General features: G+C 42.7%; 19 protein-coding genes. 8 read left to right on the top strand and 11 right to left on the bottom strand.

Annotated features, from left to right (window positions below; all coding sequences use genetic code 11):
• Positions 1-2: 2 nt before the first annotated feature.
• Positions 3-887 carry a flavin reductase family protein gene (locus JO154_RS20080; RefSeq protein ID WP_291948847.1) on the top strand — a complete coding sequence of 295 codons (885 nt, stop codon included), beginning with the start codon at positions 3-5 and terminating at the stop codon, positions 885-887.
• Between the two features lie 113 nt (positions 888-1,000).
• On the opposite strand, the gene JO154_RS20075 is transcribed toward JO154_RS20080, so the two are convergent.
• The 3 genes from JO154_RS20075 to lysS form a co-directional block, all read right to left on the bottom strand.
• Entirely contained in the window at positions 1,001-1,741 is a 741-nt protein-coding gene (locus tag JO154_RS20075) for a DUF4197 domain-containing protein (protein ID WP_291948844.1), read from the bottom strand.
• Between the two features lie 43 nt (positions 1,742-1,784).
• A complete protein-coding gene (locus JO154_RS20070) occupies positions 1,785-2,618 on the bottom strand; it encodes a universal stress protein (RefSeq protein WP_291948842.1) in 834 nt (277 codons plus the stop codon).
• Between the two features lie 120 nt (positions 2,619-2,738).
• The gene (gene lysS, locus JO154_RS20065) at positions 2,739-4,253 is read right to left on the bottom strand and encodes a lysine--tRNA ligase (RefSeq protein ID WP_291948841.1); all 1,515 of its coding nucleotides are present in this window, start codon (positions 4,251-4,253) and stop codon (positions 2,739-2,741) included.
• 328 nt (positions 4,254-4,581) lie between these two features.
• Here lysS and JO154_RS20060 point away from each other — a divergent pair, with 328 nt between their 5' ends.
• Positions 4,582-6,711 (top strand): S9 family peptidase, encoded by a 2,130-nt coding sequence (locus tag JO154_RS20060; RefSeq protein WP_291948839.1) that lies wholly within the window; start codon positions 4,582-4,584, stop codon positions 6,709-6,711.
• Positions 6,712-7,327: 616 nt separating this feature from the next.
• Here JO154_RS20060 and JO154_RS20055 read toward each other — a convergent pair.
• The 4 genes from JO154_RS20055 to JO154_RS20040 all read right to left on the bottom strand — a co-directional run bounded on the left by JO154_RS20055 (position 7,328) and on the right by JO154_RS20040 (position 10,882).
• Positions 7,328-7,666 carry a tRNA-binding protein gene (locus JO154_RS20055; RefSeq protein WP_291948837.1) on the bottom strand — a complete coding sequence of 113 codons (339 nt, stop codon included), beginning with the start codon at positions 7,664-7,666 and terminating at the stop codon, positions 7,328-7,330.
• 238 nt (positions 7,667-7,904) lie between these two features.
• Positions 7,905-8,663, bottom strand: coding sequence for an LPS export ABC transporter periplasmic protein LptC (gene lptC, locus JO154_RS20050; RefSeq protein ID WP_291948835.1), 759 nt, complete (start codon positions 8,661-8,663; stop codon positions 7,905-7,907).
• Positions 8,664-8,774: 111 nt separating this feature from the next.
• Positions 8,775-10,073, bottom strand: a complete 1,299-nt coding sequence (locus tag JO154_RS20045; protein ID WP_291948834.1) for a hypothetical protein — start codon at positions 10,071-10,073, stop codon at positions 8,775-8,777.
• 173 nt (positions 10,074-10,246) lie between these two features.
• On the bottom strand, positions 10,247-10,882 hold the full coding sequence (locus JO154_RS20040; protein ID WP_291948832.1) for an LON peptidase substrate-binding domain-containing protein: 636 nt from the start codon (positions 10,880-10,882) through the stop codon (positions 10,247-10,249).
• A gap of 413 nt (positions 10,883-11,295) precedes the next feature.
• Between JO154_RS20040 and JO154_RS20035 the strand changes: the two genes are divergently transcribed.
• From JO154_RS20035 to JO154_RS20020, 4 genes are all read left to right on the top strand, one after another.
• Positions 11,296-12,345 carry a glycosyltransferase family 1 protein gene (locus tag JO154_RS20035; protein WP_291948830.1) on the top strand — a complete coding sequence of 350 codons (1,050 nt, stop codon included), beginning with the start codon at positions 11,296-11,298 and terminating at the stop codon, positions 12,343-12,345.
• A gap of 45 nt (positions 12,346-12,390) precedes the next feature.
• Positions 12,391-13,293, top strand: coding sequence for a methylmalonyl Co-A mutase-associated GTPase MeaB (gene meaB, locus JO154_RS20030; RefSeq protein WP_291948828.1), 903 nt, complete (start codon positions 12,391-12,393; stop codon positions 13,291-13,293).
• Between the two features lie 4 nt (positions 13,294-13,297).
• Positions 13,298-13,963, top strand: a complete 666-nt coding sequence (locus JO154_RS20025) for a DNA alkylation repair protein (RefSeq protein ID WP_291948826.1) — start codon at positions 13,298-13,300, stop codon at positions 13,961-13,963.
• Positions 13,964-14,145: 182 nt separating this feature from the next.
• A complete protein-coding gene (locus JO154_RS20020; RefSeq protein WP_291948824.1) occupies positions 14,146-14,472 on the top strand; it encodes a multidrug efflux SMR transporter in 327 nt (108 codons plus the stop codon).
• A gap of 19 nt (positions 14,473-14,491) precedes the next feature.
• Here the strand turns inward: JO154_RS20020 and JO154_RS20015 are convergent, their stop codons facing one another.
• Entirely contained in the window at positions 14,492-15,760 is a 1,269-nt protein-coding gene (locus tag JO154_RS20015; protein ID WP_291948822.1) for a chloride channel protein, read from the bottom strand.
• A gap of 165 nt (positions 15,761-15,925) precedes the next feature.
• Here JO154_RS20015 and JO154_RS20010 point away from each other — a divergent pair, with 165 nt between their 5' ends.
• Together JO154_RS20010 and JO154_RS20005 are read left to right on the top strand one after the other, a co-directional pair.
• A complete protein-coding gene (locus tag JO154_RS20010; RefSeq protein WP_291948821.1) occupies positions 15,926-16,459 on the top strand; it encodes a protoglobin domain-containing protein in 534 nt (177 codons plus the stop codon).
• Positions 16,460-16,579: 120 nt separating this feature from the next.
• Positions 16,580-17,194 (top strand): MarR family winged helix-turn-helix transcriptional regulator, encoded by a 615-nt coding sequence (locus JO154_RS20005; RefSeq protein WP_291948819.1) that lies wholly within the window; start codon positions 16,580-16,582, stop codon positions 17,192-17,194.
• A gap of 66 nt (positions 17,195-17,260) precedes the next feature.
• Here the strand turns inward: JO154_RS20005 and JO154_RS20000 are convergent, their stop codons facing one another.
• The 3 genes from JO154_RS20000 to JO154_RS19990 all read right to left on the bottom strand — a co-directional run bounded on the left by JO154_RS20000 (position 17,261) and on the right by JO154_RS19990 (position 18,961).
• A complete protein-coding gene (locus JO154_RS20000; protein ID WP_291948816.1) occupies positions 17,261-17,476 on the bottom strand; it encodes a hypothetical protein in 216 nt (71 codons plus the stop codon).
• A gap of 142 nt (positions 17,477-17,618) precedes the next feature.
• Entirely contained in the window at positions 17,619-18,107 is a 489-nt protein-coding gene (locus JO154_RS19995) for a DUF420 domain-containing protein (RefSeq protein ID WP_291948815.1), read from the bottom strand.
• A gap of 161 nt (positions 18,108-18,268) precedes the next feature.
• Positions 18,269-18,961 (bottom strand): SCO family protein, encoded by a 693-nt coding sequence (locus JO154_RS19990; RefSeq protein ID WP_291948813.1) that lies wholly within the window; start codon positions 18,959-18,961, stop codon positions 18,269-18,271.
• Between the last annotated feature and the right edge of the window lie 32 nt (positions 18,962-18,993).

Raw genomic sequence — 18,993 nt, 5'->3', positions numbered from 1 at the left:
TCATGCAGGTAGTTCCATCATCTATTAAAACAAATGAGCTGCATGCCTTGCTGCTGGGGGCCATTGCGCCACGGCCTATTTGCTTTGCCAGCACCATAGATAAAGACGGCAACCCAAACCTGTCGCCTTTTAGCTTTTTCAACATCTTTGGCAGTAATCCACCTACCATTATCTTTTCTCCCGCCAGACGCGTAAGAGATAATACGGTGAAGCATACACTGGAAAATATTCTGCTCAACAAAGAAGTGGTGATAAACGTGGTCAACTACGCCATGGTACAACAAACTTCTTTAGCCAGTTGTGAATATCCTGCTGGCATCAATGAATTTGAGAAAGCCGGCTTTACAGCGCTTCCTTCAGAATTGGTAAAACCCTTTAGGGTAAAGGAAAGCCCGGTACAGATGGAGTGCATCGTGAGAGAAGTAATTGCTACAGGGCAGGAGGGAGGCGCCGGTAACCTGGTTATCTGTGAACCCGTAATGATCCATATCAACGATAACATCCTGAATGAAAGAGGAAAAATTGACCCACATAAAATAGATCTCGTAGCCCGTATGGGAGGCGATTTCTATTGCCGTGCTTCCGGAGATGCTGTTTTTGAAGTAGCAAAACCTAATATGAAATTAGGGATCGGCGTAGATGCATTACCGTTATCTATCCGAAACAGCAATATTCTTACAGGTAATAACCTGGGGCAATTGGGGAATGTACATGAAATGCCGGTTATAGATCCAGCGTTCAATGATGACCACCTGAAGCAAATCATTCAGTATTATAGCATTACACCGGATGAAATGGAGAAGGAACTGCATCGCTATGCACAGCAGTTGTTGGCTGCGGAGAAAGTGCAAGAAGCGTGGCAGGTACTGCTTTCTGGAAACATGTAACAATATCAAAAAATAAGGAAAAGGGGTGACGTCTGCGACGTCACCCCTTTTCCTTATTTTTTTGTCAGTAGATTTAAGCTTTGGTGTTCCCGCACGAAAAGCGGGTGATGAAATTATTTCGCACCGAATACTTTCTTCAGGATATCCGTAGTACGCGCTACAGGATTAGCACGGATATTCATTTCTTCCTTACCAATCTGGTCAAACAGTGCATTTACCGCTCTGGTAGTCACAAAGTCCTGCAGATCTGGATTTACCTTGTTGAAGGTAGTCGGGAGTTTGTTATAAGAAGTGATCAGATCACCGTAATATTTGGTAGCCATAGTGCTATCCAGGGAACCTTTGATCACTGGCGCAAAAGCTGCTTTCAGCTTGTCTGTAGTCTTGCTTTTGAAATACTCTGTAGCAGAAGTATTACCACCTTTTACCAGGTTCAATGCATCTGTCAATGTCATTTGTTTGATAGCGTCAACAAAGATTGGCGCAGCAAAACCCATTGCTTTTTCAGCGGAACGGTTGATCTGGAGGATAGCATTATCCACCAGTTTACCCATACCCAACTGACGCAGCGTGTTACCGATTTTCACCGCATCGTCCGGCAGCAGCATTTTGTATAGCTCACTACCAAAAAATCCATCTGTTTTATTCAGTTTCTGGATACCAGCGCTCACACCGTTTGCCAACGCTTCTTTAATAGCGGAAGCAGCATCGGTTTCAGTAATACTGGAAAGGGGATTAGTAGTTGTAGTCGTGGTTTTTGACTGGTTCAACTTTTTCAGTTTATTCAAAAGCTGAGCTTGACTGGTATGCAGGCAAAATACGCCCAGCAGTACTAACAGTGATCGTTTAAGCATAGTAGTTATGATGATTACTAATAATGAATCAAATGTATAAAAATTATTCGTGTATTGTCAGCAAGGGAACATGTGTTTTAAAGGCCAGCTTACTCGTGCTGCTTCTTTTGAAAATACTCTCAAAAAGGCCATGCTTCTTAGGTATAGTTAATATCAGATCCGCATGATTGGCCTCTGCAAAGTCTACAATGCCCGCTACGATATTTGTATTATCCAGGAAATGATATATCGGGTTATACCCTTCCAGCAATGTATCTAACATCAGTGTCTCGAAAGGTGTATCTGGCGTGAAATGCTTGCTTTCATGGTCGATGTTAATCACATGTAACTCAGCGTGAAAAGTGTTTAACAGCTTTTTCAACAGGCCTACAGGTGTTGTATCTACTACATGGCGCATATCGCAGGCAAATACAATCTTTTCAATGGGCTTGAACCTGGCTACCGCTGGAATAATCAAAACCGGCGTAGTAGTGTGTTTCACCACATCGATGGTATTGGAGCCTACGAGTATTTCTTCCAATTTACTTCCGCCAGTGATGCCCATAATGATCAAATCCACTTCCTCTTCTTTACATACATCATTGATGGTGGCGGCTAGTAGGGTATTATCGGCCCTGGAAAGCAATGTTACCTTATCGCCGGCCATTGGCTGCAAATCCTTTTTCATTTTATCCAATCCCTCTAAACTGGATACCCGCAAGTCATCTGCATTTACCATTGGTACTGCTGTGGGCACATCCGGGATGGGTACAATCAGTTCGTAGGCATGGTACAGCACGACTCTTTCAACCCCCATTGCATGGGCCATGTCAATTGCATAAGTAGCTGCATTGAAAGCAATGTCTGAAAAATCCGTAGGAACGAGAATTGTTTTCATAAAGGCATTATTTAGGTTACTTCTTAAGTTAACGAAGTATTCGCTAAAATGTTCCGGTCCTATAAAGCAAAAAGCTGACCAGTTACTACTAGTCAGCTTTCTTATTTATGTTATTTTATGTTAATCCATTTTTTCCGGCTTCATCTGCGGGAAGAACAGTACGTCCTGGATAGACGGCTGATTGGTCATCAGCATGGTCAGTCTATCGATACCGATACCGATACCAGAGGTTGGCGGCATACCATATTCCAGTGCGCGGAGGAAATCATAATCGATATACATGGCCTCGTCATCACCACGTTCCATCAGTTTCACCTGATCTTCGAAACGTTCGCGTTGATCGATTGGATCATTCAGCTCGCTATAAGCGTTGGCGATTTCTTTACCGTTCACCATCAGCTCGAAACGCTCTACCAGTCCGGCTTTGCTACGATGTTTTTTGGTCAATGGGCTCATTTCTACTGGATAATCAGTGATGAAGGTAGGTTGGATGTAGTGTCCTTCACATTTTTCACCAAAGATTTCATCGATCAGTTTACCTTTTCCAATTTTAGGATCTACGTGGATCTCCAGTTGTTTGCACACATCTCTCAGTTGTGTTTCATCCATATCGGAGATATCGAAACCGGTATGTTCCTTAATGGCTTCATACATGGTCACACGGCGGAAAGGCGCTTTGAAGTCGATCACTTTTTCACCTACTTGCACCTGTGTAGTACCGTGTAATGCGATCGCTACTTTTTCCAGGAGAGTTTCGGTGGTGGTCATCATCCATTCGTAGTCTTTGTAAGCGGCGTACATTTCCATAACGGTGAATTCAGGGTTATGGGTACGGTCCATCCCTTCGTTACGGAAGTCTTTTGCAAATTCGTATACCCCTTCAAAACCACCTACGATGAGGCGTTTCAGGTACAGTTCATTCGCGATACGCAGGTACAGCGGCATATCCAGCGCATTATGATGCGTAATGAACGGACGCGCTGCTGCGCCACCAGGAATTGGCTGGAGGATAGGTGTCTCCACTTCCAGATATCCCAGGTTATTATAGAAATCGCGGATCGTTTGCATGATCTTAGTACGTTTCATGAAAACGTTCTTCACATCAGGGTTGATGATCAGATCCGCGTAACGTTGACGGTATTTGAATTCAGGATCGGTAACGGCATCGAAGGTTTCGCCTTCTTTTTCCTTTACAATCGGTAATGGACGCAGTGCTTTTGCCAGAATAGCCAGTTCACTTACGTGAACAGAAGTTGCACCGGTTTTGGTAACAAAGGCATATCCTTTCACACCAACGAAATCGCCAATGTCAACCAGCTTCTTGAACACAACATCATAGAGGGTCTTGTCTTCTCCAGGGCAAATATCATCCCGGCGTACATATAACTGGATTCTTCCAGCAGCGTCCTGTAATTCTACAAAAGCCGCCTTACCCATGTCACGCACACTCATGATTCTACCTGCCAGGCAAACGTCCTGGAATTGCTCCTTGGTTTCTTCCGAATAGTTTGTTTTAATGTTTACGGAAGTATTATTTACCGGATATTCGGCCGCTGGATACGGGTCTATGCCCAGTTTCTGCAGCTCCTGCAATTTTTCCCGGCGTATAATCTCTTGCTCTGATAATTGTGTCATGTGATTCAATTGGAGTGCAAATTTAATTCAATAATCCAGAAGGAACAAGGAAACGAAGTTTAGGGCAATAGGAAAGGGCTGTAAGACTACAGCCCCTTACTTTTTGACCATATCCTATGAAAACCGAAATAAAAGTAAGTCAGGTGACTGCGAATTCTGGAAGTTCTTTCCACATGAAGCGTTTAACCGGATGGATGGTGGAAAATCTCCTTTTAGCGGTATCCACGGCCTCCGCTCATGGAATTTTATACCCGGCTTATGTGCCTGAATGCTTATTTTCGTCCGTGCCAACAACGCACCTAAACGGCAAAAGACATATTAACTAATTATGAGAATTGTACTTGGATTAAAACCAACCTGTCTTACAGGCGCAGCCCTTCTTTGGCTCGCCGTTCCACAGTTGAAAGCCCAGGAAAAGCAAGACATTACTTTTGAACAGGCATTCAATGGAAAAACTACCGGTATCACTGTTCCACTGCCAGCAGTAAGAGGCTGGGCGGATGCCGATCATTACATAGAGATCCGCGACAAACAAGCCTACAGCATTGATGTACGTACTGGCAATGCCACTATTTACACGGCGCCAGTTGGCGGTCCGCATGTGGATATCCACAATAAGGATATCTTCTATACAGGCAATGATGGCAAGGAAATTCAACTGACCAGCACCCCTGAGGAAGAAAAAAATCCAACATTATCTCCTGATGGGAAATATGTCGCATTTACACGTAATAATGATTTATATAGTATAGAGATCACCACTAAAAAAGAAATCCGCTATACCCACGATGGTACAGACGTAATCTATAATGGCTGGGCATCTTGGGTGTATTACGAGGAAATTCTTGGTCGCCCTACACACTACCGCGCATTCTGGTGGAGTCCAGACAGTAAGAACATCGCCTACATGCACTTCGACGATACCAAAGTGCCTGTATTCCCTATCTATAGCGAGAAAGGACAGCATGGTTATCTGGAAAACACCCGTTATCCAAAAGCTGGCGATCCAAATCCTGCGGTAAAATTGGGCGTAGTGCCTGTAGAAGGTGGAAACACGGTATGGGCCGACTTCAACGAAAATGATGACCAATACTTTGGTACTCCATTCTGGACTGCCGATAGCAAAAACCTTTGGATTCAATGGATGCCACGCAGCCAGGATAATCTGAAAATCTACAGCATTAATCCACAGTCAGGCGCTAAGAAAGAAGTATATGATGAGAAACAGAAGACATGGATTAATTGGTTTGTAGACGTACCTTTTATCGGCACACAAGGCTTCCTCTTGCAGAGCGATAAAACCGGCTGGTCACAGTTATATCTGCATAACATGGACGGCTCTTTGAAAAAGCAGTTGACCAATGGCAACTGGACCGTGAAAGAAGTACTGGAAATCGATCAGAAAAACCAGGTTATCTATTTCACTGCCCGTAAAGAAGCCTCCACTCGCTTTGATCTGTACAAAGTGAGTCTGAAAACAGGTGCTTTAACCCGCCTTACTGCCGGTAACTACAACAATATTATCAGCATGGCGCCAGGTGGTAAATACTTTATCACCACCTACAGCAACTTATCTACTCCTTCTAAAATGGCCTTAGTAGATAACAATGGTAAAGTTATCCGCGAGCTTGGCGACAGCAAAGGGGCTGATTTCGATAAATATAATGTCGCCAAAACAGAGCTGAAATATTACAAAACCCGCGATGGACTGGAATTACCAATGACCATCACCATGCCACTGCATATGCAGCCGGGTAAAAAATATCCTATTCTCATCAGCATTTACGGTGGTCCGAATGCAGGTACCGTATATGATACCTGGAAATATACCCCTGTACAACAATGGTGGGCACAGGAAGGTGTAATTCAGGTAGCCATTGATAACCGCGCCAGCGGACATCTGGGTAAAACTGGTATGAATTACATCCACCGCAATCTTGGTATCCATGAAATTGAAGATTATATGGATGCTACCCTGTGGCTGCGTTCCCAACCATGGACGGATACCGGTAAAGTATGTATGACGGGGGGTAGCTTCGGTGGTTACATGACTTGTATGGCCTTGACTTATGGTGCAGATGTTTTCAATTACGGTATGGCTAATTTCGCGGTTACCGACTGGCACCTGTACGATAGCCATTACACAGAGCGCTACATGGATACCCCAGCAGAAAATCCAGAAGGCTATAAAATCACTGCGGTGATGCCATATGTGAATAAATATCGTGGTCTTATCCGTATCACCCACGGTACAATGGATGATAACGTACACATGCAGAACTGTATCCAGTTGATTGACGCGATGGAAAACCAGAACAAGCATTTCGAATTTATGCTGTACCCTGGTGAGCGTCATGGATGGGGTGCACCTAAAAATGTACATTCCAATAGCGAATCCTACCGATTCATCTACAATAACCTGTTGAACAAACCATTCCCAGCAGGCTTCAATAAATAATTACAGCGTAAGCTAAAAAGCAAAAGCCCGAACCTAAGGTTCGGGCTTTTTTTATGAAAAAATCAGAAAGTCCTAAAATAGAAACGGGGCTGCAAGACTACAGCCCCGAAAAATTTTAACCATATCTTTATTGAAAAACCTACACCAAAGATGGCCGTTTTTTCCATATGGGCGTAGGTGATTTTTGTGAACGATGCATTTTAACCGGGGAACGTCAAAAAAACGACAATAAACGTATAGCCCAGAAAAACACTTTATTATAATTTAAATATAATGTTTATTTGTATAGAAGATTAATAATCAATGAATTATAGGAAGACAAGTGCTAATATGGCTGGAAAGGGAATAAAAAAAGGGTGGTAAGAATACCGCCCTTGTAATAATTTTAACCATATCCTATGAAAAACCTAGAACAAAGATATATCGCGAAATTTGCTCATGGTTTCCCATTTCCGTGAACGTTAGAATTTAGTTCGTAAACATCAGGATATGGTAAATATCTATTCGTATTATAAAAAATATAATATTATAGGAAAAAAGAATTTACAAATGTTTATATCTATATAAACATCATAATCAATATACTCTACGCACTTGATTAGTTGGTATTATAATTTTATCCTATTCTTAAACCGTTTTCTACGGGAAGGCCGGGTTGGAGGAGTGTAACAGATTTGTTTGGGCCCACAGCACCCAATACCAGGCACTCGGACATGAAGGTGGCAATCTGTTTACGTGGAAAGTTCACAACGGCGATCACCTGTTTACCGATTAGTGCTTCTTTGTCATAGAGAACGGTGATCTGGGCGCTGGATTTACGGATACCTATTTCGGGTCCGAAATCAATTACTAATTGGTAAGCTGGGTTACGGGCTCCTGGAAAGTCGTTTGCTTCCAGAATGGTACCTACTCTCATCTCTACTTTTTCAAAATCCTGCCAGTTGATCAAATCCATAGTTCCGTTGTTATTGATTGCAATAAATCGAATATAATAAAATCCAGTCAGATTTAGAATATTACGAAGGAACACGTATTATTTTTTTAAAATGAGAATTCTCAAATAAATATTAAAAAAATGATATACTGGCATAGTTATTGCCAAATAATAATCAAATTTTAGGTTAAAAAATAGGTTAAAGCGAAAGAATCCCACCTGCAGAGGTGGGATTCTTTCGTTTATGCCATTTAGCTAATTACTTGTTGGTGCTATCTTTCAGCGGCTTTATTTTCTGACGCTGCATATTTGCTGGCAGCACAGGAGCAGGCGCAGGAGGAGCGCTCTGCATACCGGTTGGTACCGGTGAAGGAGTGGTGACCGCTGGCGCTGTTGGTGCTGCGGGCTTTATCGGTGGCAACGGCTGCGGTGTTGCGGTAGCAGAAGGAACGGCATGCACCGTGGTATCCTCTGCCATGGAGGTACTGTCTTCCATCGTAATGGGACCACTTACCTTCAAAATTTTCTTCACAGAGAAATCCTCATTCGCCTCCAAACCCCAACCGTGTAATTGGGAGGTAGGCGTATTGATAAATACTTCCTTAGTAGAATAGAATATATGCCGATGAGGATCGTAATTCAATTCGTTACCATCCAATCGCTCTCCTTTATTGGTAATAAGCACCACAGAATCTGTAAGATATACATATCCTTCTTCCTCCATGTATTTACCGTGTTTGGCGGTGAGGGTGGTAGTGAGTTGGAGGGTGGTATCGTACATGAGGACTTTCAGTCCCTTTTTAAACTCGACATAGTTCGGTCTGTCGAGGCTTCTTTCCATCTCAGGAGCGGTTAATTTGGCGCTTACCCGTCCGTTCTGGCTGAATATGGTAACGATATCCGTTCCATTTTCAACAGCAGCCTTTTTGGAATCAAATGCCATCACCGCCTGCATATCGTTTTCACAACTGCTGGCATAAATGGCTATCAGGAAAAATATAATAATCCTTCTTATCATGGTATACTAAAAAAGAAATGCAGTGAATGCCAGGCGAAGATAAAAAGATTTTATCTCCCTAAACATATACTGCATTTCTGTTCAATTATGTGGATAACAGTTTGGAAGCTGTTAATCGTATTTACGCTTGATAAACCATCTGTCGCTGAGGGTAAAGCCAATAGACATCCGGTAAACGTTTTCCTGGATAATGCTTTGAGAGTTACCACGGTGAGCAACTTCAAAAGCCAGGTTCAGCATACTGTACTGATTACTGTAAGCCATACGACGTACAGGCAGACCAGCACCGAGGGTAAAGCCCATAATCGGCATGCTGACATTATTCAGATGAACATAATCACGTCCGTAATAAGCTCCCAATCGGTAAGCAACTCGGTTCCAATAACCGCTGAGTGCAGTGAGATTTGGAACAAACTGGCCACCAATAGAGGCTTTCCAGGAATTCTGAACAGCGGTATCTTTTACACCGTAAGATTTATAATCAGATCCCCAGTTGGTAGTGGTGAAATCTGCACCTACTTGCCATTTATCCAGTTTACGGAGGAGAATACCACCACCAAACTCACCTGGATAAATTACTTTTCCTCTTTCACCCTGTACATATTTTACAGTATCCACATTGGTGAAATCGTTATTGGTAGCATCGTACATGGTAGTTTCAGACAAGGCCACCTGTTTGGCATTCATGCTCTGAGAGGCACTTCCCGTAGCACCAAAGGTCAGGTCCATATCTTTACTGAGCTTCGCTTTGTACTGGACACCCACCTTATAGAAAAAGCTGCTGTAGCTAATTCTGTTCATATGACGGGAAGCGAAGATATTAGGGCTTGGGTAAACAATTGAAGTAGTATTCTGGAGATTACCGAACAGATAACCCACATTTACCCCAATGCTAAATGCACCAATACCAACACCTGTACCAGCATATATCTGGTAAAGGCCACCACTTCCTTCGTATCTGTTCTGCAGGGGCAGTTTCAGGGTATCGAAGAAAGTCTGGTTAACGGGTTGTTGAATATTATAGGAAACCCTCGTTACAGGACGGAGACCAATATTCAGACCCCATTTCTTTTTGATAGGTACACCCAACTGCAAATAAGAGAGGGTACCAAAGCCAGAACTGAAGGAGCTGCCACCGTCGCGAATACTACGGGCACCACCTTCAACAGCAATATCAAAGGATGTTAATAGTAAATTGGAATAACTGGCAGGGTTGATGAAATTCACAGACTGCGGATCATTATACGCTTGTGAAACGCCCCCCATACCACGGTTGACAATATTCTGGTTGTTATTCAAATCACCCAATCCGTAACGGGAATATGGTGAATTGTCCTGTGCTAATGCATTATTTGCTATCAAAAGGAATGATCCGAAGAAACAAAGAATGCTGACTTTTGTCCGATGCATTGAGTTACAGAATTGTTTTTAAACCCGTTTATCAGAAAAATTCTGGGTCTGCAAATATCTAATTTTTAAGGCGTGAAGCAAAAAAAACCAAAATACGGCCTGTTAAAACCTCGTTAAAGTTGGCAATTTTATCTTCCCAAATCCTTATCAGATCATCATCTTGAAAAAAAACATCACAAGTCGCCGGCCGATAAATTTCGGAAATGACCATTGAGTTTTACCCTTTCTTTCAAGCGCTCCATCTCGGCCATCATAGGAATTACTTTATGCAAATGCCGTTTTAGGTATTCTAGTCGCTGTACCTCATAGAACAAATGCAACATTTCGTATTCCTCTGATAATGAAAGACCTGCATGATGTGCAAGGTCGTAGGAGAGGAGTTCATTTTCTGGTTTTTTGAAAGATTTATGTACCTGGAGAATGGAATGCAATTCTCGAATCCCATGAATGACTTCTTCCAGTAACTTATTATTGACGGTCATATTATTGACTGGGTAACTTACGATAGCCCCAGAATACAGCTTTTCCGGAATTTGATGGATGAGTTCCAGTACCCGGAACACGCTGTCTCCCCTGGTAATAACGTCCATTTCTCCATTATCATAGAGTTTTTCCACCTTTTCTATCTTCACCAGGGTGCCATATTCCATGATATTCTTGTCTACTACCGCTGGAATTCCGAATAACTTCCCCTCGGCCACACACTCTGCTACCAGTTGCTTAAATCTGGGTTCAAAAATATGTAGGTTCAATTGTTCACCCGGATAAGCTACAGCCCCTAGCGGAAATATGGGAATAAAGTTCGTCATAGCAACAAGTTATAAAATATAGAGAATATTTAGGCCGCAGGTCCGGCATATTTCACATAACTATAGGGAATTTATATAATTGATTGCCAATATCTGTTTATATTGTAAAAGTTTTTATATACTAATCGCTGTAAAACTGGGAGATGCCATCCTTTCTATTGGCATTTGGCACATGATATCATCCACTTCATCAGGGATACACTTGAGCCGAAAGAACAGGGACCGATAGGTTGCGGAGCAAGGCATGATAACAATATTTGAACTGCAGACCCTGGCTAAAGATCAGGGAAATAATGAACCTTTGCAGGGAAAAACCGGGCAACCAGGGACTCCAATCCAGGAGAAATCCACTGCCAACAGCAATGCGAGTAAAATTTATTTCAGAAAACATATAGCGCTACAACTATTACACAATGACACGCTACGTCTTTGACTGCGAAAGAATGAAATATCCTAATACCGGTCTGTATACTTACTGTTTACAACTCGGGAAAGCCATGCTCGCACAACTATTACCATCAGAAGAATTAACTTTTTTTGTACCGGCTAAGCAGCAACCAGACTTCGGCCCTGGCGCCAAATACCTGGAGCAAAAATCCTGGCATAAAGTCTATATGCCATATCGTAAGCCTTACGATATATGGCATACGGCCTATCAGAGCTCTGCGTATGCACCTGCTAACAAAAACACGAGTCGCATACTGACCATTCACGACCTAAATTTTCTGTACGAAAACAAAACACCGGCAAAACGTCAGAAGATGTTGAAGTGTGTGCAAGATGCTATTGATTCAAGTGCTTTTATTACCACCATTTCAGAATACGTGAAACAGGATGTGGAAAAACATCTGAACACAAATGGCAAACCAATTCGGGTTATTTATAACGGCGCGAATGTGTCGGAATTTCCTGGATTTGATCAGCCCAATTATAAACCTACAAAACAGTTCATTTTCACCATCGGGACAATATTGCCTAAAAAGAATTTTCACGTACTTCCTTGCTTGTTGGCCAACAATGATATGGAACTGCTGATTGCAGGAAATATCAATGAAGCTTATGCAGAAAAAATCAAGCAAGAAGCGCAGCTATATGGCGTTACAGACCGCGTAAAAATTCTTGGACCAGTACGCGATGAAGATAAATATTGGTACCTAAAAAACTGTACTACGTTTGCTTTTCCATCTATCGCAGAAGGATTTGGTATTCCTGTTATTGAAGCGATGCATTTCGGGAAACCAGTGTTCCTTTCCACACATACCAGTTTGCCGGAAATAGGAGGCAAGTATGCTTATTACTTCGATTCATTCGACCCAAAGGCCATGCAAACTGTATTTGAAAATGGGCTGTCCGATTTCCACACCAACGGCAACCCGGAAGCAATCATCAAACATGCCGACAGCTTTAGCTGGGAGAAGGCAGCGAAAGAGTATCTGAGCATTTACCGTTTACTGATTGATTAGAACAGTATACTCCCTATTTTTGTAGTCAAATCAGTTACTATTCAAATGTATCAGCAGTATCTATCCGGACTATTACAGGGCGATATAAAGTCGCTGGCAAGATGTATTTCACTCGTTGAAAATGAGGCCACCGGTTATGAATCACTGCTGGAAAATTTACCTGCATCCAATCATACAAAAGTCATTGGAATTACCGGCCCTCCAGGGGCCGGGAAAAGTACCCTGGTTAATGCCCTGATACAACACCTGTTATTGCTGCAGAAAAAAGTGGCCATCATTGCGGTGGATCCTTCCTCTCCGTTTAATTTCGGGGCTTTACTGGGCGATAGAATCCGTATGAGTCAGCATTTCAATAATCCGAATGTATTCATTCGTTCGATGGCTAGTCGTGGTGCATTGGGCGGCCTCAGTCCGAAGATCATTGAAGTGACAGACCTCATTAAAGCAGGGGGCTTCGATTACGTATTCATAGAAACAGTAGGTGTAGGACAAAGTGAAGTAGAAATTGCAGGTATTGCAGATACTACTATTGTAGTGGTAGTACCAGAAGCGGGCGATGAAATTCAGACGATGAAAGCCGGTCTAATGGAGATTGCAGACATCTTTGTGGTGAATAAATCAGATCGTGCGAATGCAGATGAATTTGTGCGTAACCTGCGCATACTTGCGCATACGCGTCAACGGGAGGGATGGGAGATACCCGTTATAAAAACGGTAGCTACGCAATTCACCGGTGTAGAGGAGCTGACAACAGCCATCGGCGCTCATCATCAACAAGTACAACACTATCAGCAGCGCCATGCCTTATTGCTGGCAGAAAAAGCCTGGCAACTGATTCAACACAGACGTATGAAGGATATCAGCAAGAAAGAATTGCAACAGGAAATATCCTCACATCTATCAGATTCTTCGTTTAACCTTTACCGTTATATACGCTCCAAAAGCTAATATCATGGAATATATCCAACTGATCACCACTGCATTCAAGAATGCGGCCAACAAGCAAGAAGCTGCAGGCATGAAAAAATACATGCGGGATCAGTTTGAGTACTTTGGTCTTAAAGCGCCGCTTAGAAGACGCATACAGCGTGCCATTAAAGCACAGCATGGCGTTCCGCCGATATCAGAAATGTCGGAAATGGTCCGTGAATTATGGGAATTACCAGAAAGAGAATATCAATATGCAGCGATGGATATTATGCAAGCGATGCATAAACAATTCCAGGAGGAGCATATTGGATTATTTGAATTCATGATATGCACCAAATCATGGTGGGATACGGTAGATAATACGGTGAGTGGGCTTGCTGGGCCATGGTTCCGAAAGTTTCCGGCATTACGACCTGCCATTACCGACAGTTGGGTAAATGATGCAGATATGTGGTTGCAACGCAGTGCTATTATCTATCAAAACGGCTGGAAGAAAGATACAGATGAAAAAGTATTGTTCCGATATATATTGGAACATATAGACTCCAAAGAATTCTTCATTCAAAAGGCCATAGGCTGGGCTTTGCGGGAGTATTCAAAAGTGAATCCGCAAGCGGTACAAAAATTTGCAGATGCCCATCTCTTGGCGGCATTGAGCAGGAGGGAAGCCTTGCGCAGAATACTGTAAATACCCGAGGTATAAAAAAATGCTTACCTTTGCGCCATGCGAACCATTCGTTTCGGCATATTAATCGCTTACGCGGTATTCAACTACGGCCTCTAATCTTAGGCTGACGGGCGTTCTATGCCCATTCCTTTCTCTTTTTATTTCTGTATTGATATTTTCATTAATTAAAATCTGGTTTTATTATGGCTTGGTTATTCCTATTCATTGGAGGACTGTTTGAGGTCGGGTTTACTGTATCATTGAAGTTCTCGGAAAACTTTACAAAGCTCTGGCCTTCTGTGAGTTTTTTCGTTTGTATATCACTCAGCTTCTTTTTCCTGAATAAAGCGATTAATGGCGGGCTACCAATAGGTACCTCCTACGCTGTATGGACGGGCATCGGCGCTGCTGGAACTGCAATTGCAGGTATGATCTTTTTTAAAGAACCTGCTGTACTCTGGAGAATATTTTTCTTGGTAACATTGATTGCCTCCATTGCAGGACTCAAATTTGTAGGTGGCGGAGAATAATATACTACAGTTGGAAATCCTATCTAGCAGCGATTTCCAACTGTTTAACTTTTTTCGCAGATAGCAGATAAGTTACTGCATAGGCAGTAAAACAAGCGGCTATCACAAAGGGTAATACCCGTATATCTCTGCTGATTTCAACAGCTAGTATGAGCGCTGTAATAATGGCCCTGGTACTGGCCGTAAACATCGCCAGCATGCCTACCAATGCCACCATAGAAGGACTGACATGCAACTTTGGAAAACATAGCTGGAAGATAAAACCGATGAGCATTCCCCATCCAGCGCCTATCAATAATGTATTGGTGATAGTAGTTCCTGTATTGAGGCCGCCATTATACACCACACTTACCAGTAACCTAATAACTCCCATCACAAGAATTACCCGAAAGGTAACAGTACCATGCAGTAAGGGTAGGAGGAAATTGTTACCCGGACCGGCTGTCTCCGGATAAACATATATCGCCACACCAGCGATAGCTGCACATAACAGGAACCACCACACACGTGTACCATTAGTTTGGCGGAAGCGATTATTCAGCCAAAGGTATAATTTACGATACATCGCAGCTAGTAATCCTGTGACAACACCAGTAATAGCGTATAACCATATTAGCGTATATTCATTACTGTTAGACACGGTAAAATCATAGCTGAACGGGTTCAAAAATAGCTGTGCTATAGTAGCCACGCCAATAGCGAGTATCAAAGGAATGAGTGTTACCGCTGTGAGCTCAGACAAGAATAATTCAATGGTCAGTAGCAATGCCGCCACAGGCGCCCCAAAACACCAGGTAAAAGCGCCCGCTATTCCTGAAATCGCCAATATTTCCCCTTCAGTCGCAGTTAATTTGAAAATTTGCGCCAGGTATTTTACTATAGTGATATTTCCCAATGAGATAATACCATCCATACCAACAGGAGCACCGGTTGCAGCCGCAACGGATAATCCGATAGGGGAGGCCGCATTGATCTTTTTTCGGGCAAGTAGCCAACTGGCAGCACCTACCACGGGGATAATGATCAGGAAGATACCCAATCCACTGTTATCTAGGTCTGGGAAGGTGGTGGCGACACGTCCCAGGAAGAGGAGGTTGGCCAGCACGGGTATGCAATAACTTATTCCCCAAGCGAGGCTCATTCCCAAAATAGCAGATAAGACCGCTACCAAGCTTAGCCTGATTAATGGAGGCGCTTGGGTATTATTTGTTTCCTCCTTTGGGCGAAGCCATTCGGGCGGAACAACAGGAGTACGATATGCATTCAGGGAATAGAAGCCGTTCTTCATGGATTTATACGTATAAATCAAAGCTATATTGTTCTATGCAGAATCTCAAATGATTTTAATATGTGTCTATTTTCTTGTTAATACATTGTGAAAATTTTCCCCGTTAGGAAGCCTTATCATATATTGTAATTCTTAAGCAAACGAGAGCCCAAAACTTAGACGATCATGGACCATTCGGACCTGCATTCGGAACAAAACAGACCCGCTGTTCCGGCAATTAGCTTACAGGAATTGGTATTATTAAAGAGAATGTTATTATTTACGCAGGAAGATGAAAAACTCTTGCATATTGCTGCTCCAGTACTAAAATCATCCCATAGGGTGATTTTACAGCGTTGGTACGACTATATTCGATCGGATGGTTATTTATCATCTTTTTTCGATGTAAGTAGTGAAGCCGCGTTCCGGAACTCACACTTTAGTGCCTGGTTGCAACAGCTCTGTAACCGCCCGGGTAGCCAGAATTGGCAAGAAGTAGAGCGGCAGACAGATGAAAATTCCATTGCATTGCATTCCTTACAACCCGAATTATTGCGGTATTTAACAATAATGGGATATCCTGTCATACGATTTGGGACAGAAGCAATAGCTATCAGTAGTCTGGAACCCGCGCTGGTAGGGAAAATCGGAGCTGCTTGGTTTAAAGCGGTTACATTGAGTCTGGCCCTTTGGGCGTATCCTTCTGCACCTACTCCATAGTGTAAGAAAAATACTTATCAAGCTGTCACGAATATTGGCATGTCACTAATATGCTATTTACACCCATGCTTTATTATTGTACCTTGCCCCGTCAACTATTAAGGACAGCACGAATTTATCATGGGGAAAGTATCCACATTCAGCCCCGAGCAACAGGCCGACAATACATCGAGCAAAGTCGTAGCCGCTTTGGAGCGTTTATCAGAAGCGTTTAGAGTGCTTCTCTGGCAAGAGGCCACACAGTATGGTTTGAGTCCGATTCAGATTCAGGTTCTTACCTATTTACTGCACTACCCGGAGGAAAAGCGAACAGTAACTTCGCTGGCTTCCTATTTTAACATGACGAAAGCTACTATCAGTGATGCAGTAAAATCACTGGAGCAGAAGAAGTATCTTGTTAGAAAGGCCAGCTTGACTGACACGCGTAGTCACAGTTTACAACTGGTGAAAGAAGGGAAAGCAGTAGCAAAAAAGGTAGAGCGATTTGCACAACCGTTGCAAGACAGCGTAGAGCTGCTGCCGGTGAAAGAGCAAGGAGCATTACTGGAACAACTGATGCAGTTGATTTATCAGTTGAATCAGCAAGAGGTGACCACCACACAACACATGTGTTTCAATTGCCAGGCCTATACCTTAAAGAAAGGTCATTATTGCAGTACAATGAAAGCAACGCTGAAACCTGCGGATCTGCGGGTAGATTGTCCAGCTTTTGAACTGAGAGTGGAAGAAGCCTAATTACAGGCAAAAAACCAATCAGAAAACAGTTACGGCAGGAGCTTCTCCTGCCGTATATTCTTTATTTTAAGCTTCTTGATTGCTTTTCCACCAGCGGAAAGCGAGAAATCCTATAATGGCAAGAGGAGTAAGTGCCAGCATCAGGATACCGTTGTTGAGACCTTTAGCAGGGCCTTCACCGAGTTGCTGTGCCGTTTTGGTACACAGGGAACACTGTGCCATCAACTGATTGCTGATTGTAAGCATCCATCCTATCAAAGTTATATAACACAGTTTCTTCATCTGTCATTCATTTGGTCCTGTAAAATTAAGACTTCCGAGCGAAATTTTGAGTAAAGAAATAGGTTCGAGAACTGGCGGTCTCCCAATAAAAAAAGCAGACCTGGTGAGGCCTGCTTAACAGATTATTTTACAAATAGATAAGTTAGTGGTAATACGGAGAGATCATGATATATACGATAACCCCGGTAACAGCTACATAGAGCCAGATTGGCCAAGTGATTCTGGCAATCTTCTTATGCTTTTCAAAATTATGCTGGAATGCACGCAGCAGCGTAAACAATACGAATGGCACAATGATCGCAGCCAATACGATATGCGTCAGCAATAGGAAATAGTATACATATCTGATACCACCTACCGCAGCTTTTTCAGCAGCATCCACGATACCATCATGGTTAATATCTCCGAAGCGCGTTTCAGGCGCCAACGCGTGATAAGTAACATAAGAGAGCAAGAAGATCACGGAGAGTACTACAGCGATCAAATTAGCCGTTTTATGGGCCTTTTGTTGACCGTTTTTAATGAAGTAGAGACTCGCAACCAACAGTACTGCAGTAGCCGAATTCAGAATCGCATGAAACAGCGGCAAAATTCTGATATCAAAACCAGGATGAAGCTCTGGTTTAGGCATATAAAAGAGGATGGCTACCAATACAGGGATAACAATTGAGATAATTGTTATCGGGACATTAAGATTCTTATTTTTCAGATCCATGATATTTCTACAAAGTGAAAGGTGAACAAAGAAAGGTGAACAACCTTTCTCTATTCACCTTACATATAAGAGTAATATTATTTTCCGGAGAACAGTCCCTTCAGGAATTTGGCGAAAGAAGGTCTTTTCTTTTCTTTAGCCAGATTGAGGATGGATACATCGGTCGCCAATCTTTTGATATCATTTGAATCGAGACCGTTGTAGTATCCGCGGATATGCCTGTTTTTATCGATGAGCACAATCTTCTCGGTGTGTACGAAATCATCCGGACCGCCATCTCCTTCTGTAACAGAAACGAAGAATTCGTGTCTGGCGAGATCGTAAATTTCTTTTTTATCACCGGTCAGCAGCCACCAGTTATCGGGATTTACTTTATAGTCGTATGCGTATTTACGCAGTTTGTCTACGGTATCCCTAACAGGATCTACAGAGAAGGAAAGAATCTGCAGGAGCGTATCATTTTTAGTGTATGCGCTTTGCAGCATTCTAAGATTCTTGGTGAGGGTAGGGCAGATGCTTGGGCAGGAAGTGAAGAAGAAGTCAACGACTAGGATCTTACCTTCCATGTTCTTCAGGCTGACCTTTTCACCAAGTTGGTTGGTCATCTGGAAGTCTCTTATGGTATGGTAAACCGTATCATAAGAGACTTTCCCGTTATTCACAACAGTATCTACTCTTTCGGGACTGTAATAGCGTGGGATAGGTACAGCATCTTTACCGTAGTGATCTACAATTAGATAACCCGCCAATGGCACCAAAATCGCCAACATTACTCCTAATAAAGCCCTGCGTGAGATGATCC

This window comes from Chitinophaga sp. (genome assembly GCF_019236475.1).
In the GTDB taxonomy this organism is placed as follows: Bacteria; Bacteroidota; Bacteroidia; order Chitinophagales; family Chitinophagaceae; genus Chitinophaga.
This window is presented reverse-complemented; position numbering and strand designations above follow the sequence as displayed.

Excerpts from the sequence above, each read along its gene's own strand:
- JO154_RS20025 (WP_291948826.1), top strand. The coding sequence starts at position 13,298 with ATGGAATATATCCAACTGATCACCACTGCATTCAAGAATGCGGCCAAC.
- JO154_RS20055 (WP_291948837.1), bottom strand. The coding sequence starts at position 7,666 with ATGGATTTGATCAACTGGCAGGATTTTGAAAAAGTAGAGATGAGAGTA.
- JO154_RS20020 (WP_291948824.1), top strand. The coding sequence starts at position 14,146 with ATGGCTTGGTTATTCCTATTCATTGGAGGACTGTTTGAGGTCGGGTTT.
- JO154_RS20045 (WP_291948834.1), bottom strand. The coding sequence starts at position 10,073 with ATGCATCGGACAAAAGTCAGCATTCTTTGTTTCTTCGGATCATTCCTT.
- JO154_RS20040 (WP_291948832.1), bottom strand. The coding sequence starts at position 10,882 with ATGACGAACTTTATTCCCATATTTCCGCTAGGGGCTGTAGCTTATCCG.
- JO154_RS20075 (WP_291948844.1), bottom strand. The coding sequence starts at position 1,741 with ATGCTTAAACGATCACTGTTAGTACTGCTGGGCGTATTTTGCCTGCAT.
- JO154_RS20060 (WP_291948839.1), top strand. The coding sequence starts at position 4,582 with ATGAGAATTGTACTTGGATTAAAACCAACCTGTCTTACAGGCGCAGCC.
- JO154_RS19990 (WP_291948813.1), bottom strand. The coding sequence starts at position 18,961 with ATGTTGGCGATTTTGGTGCCATTGGCGGGTTATCTAATTGTAGATCAC.
- JO154_RS19995 (WP_291948815.1), bottom strand. The coding sequence starts at position 18,107 with ATGCCTAAACCAGAGCTTCATCCTGGTTTTGATATCAGAATTTTGCCG.
- JO154_RS20010 (WP_291948821.1), top strand. The coding sequence starts at position 15,926 with ATGGACCATTCGGACCTGCATTCGGAACAAAACAGACCCGCTGTTCCG.
- JO154_RS20080 (WP_291948847.1), top strand. The coding sequence starts at position 3 with ATGCAGGTAGTTCCATCATCTATTAAAACAAATGAGCTGCATGCCTTG.
- JO154_RS20035 (WP_291948830.1), top strand. The coding sequence starts at position 11,296 with ATGACACGCTACGTCTTTGACTGCGAAAGAATGAAATATCCTAATACC.
- lptC (WP_291948835.1), bottom strand. The coding sequence starts at position 8,663 with ATGATAAGAAGGATTATTATATTTTTCCTGATAGCCATTTATGCCAGC.
- lysS (WP_291948841.1), bottom strand. The coding sequence starts at position 4,253 with ATGACACAATTATCAGAGCAAGAGATTATACGCCGGGAAAAATTGCAG.
- JO154_RS20005 (WP_291948819.1), top strand. The coding sequence starts at position 16,580 with ATGGGGAAAGTATCCACATTCAGCCCCGAGCAACAGGCCGACAATACA.
- JO154_RS20070 (WP_291948842.1), bottom strand. The coding sequence starts at position 2,618 with ATGAAAACAATTCTCGTTCCTACGGATTTTTCAGACATTGCTTTCAAT.
- JO154_RS20000 (WP_291948816.1), bottom strand. The coding sequence starts at position 17,476 with ATGAAGAAACTGTGTTATATAACTTTGATAGGATGGATGCTTACAATC.
- meaB (WP_291948828.1), top strand. The coding sequence starts at position 12,391 with ATGTATCAGCAGTATCTATCCGGACTATTACAGGGCGATATAAAGTCG.
- JO154_RS20015 (WP_291948822.1), bottom strand. The coding sequence starts at position 15,760 with ATGAAGAACGGCTTCTATTCCCTGAATGCATATCGTACTCCTGTTGTT.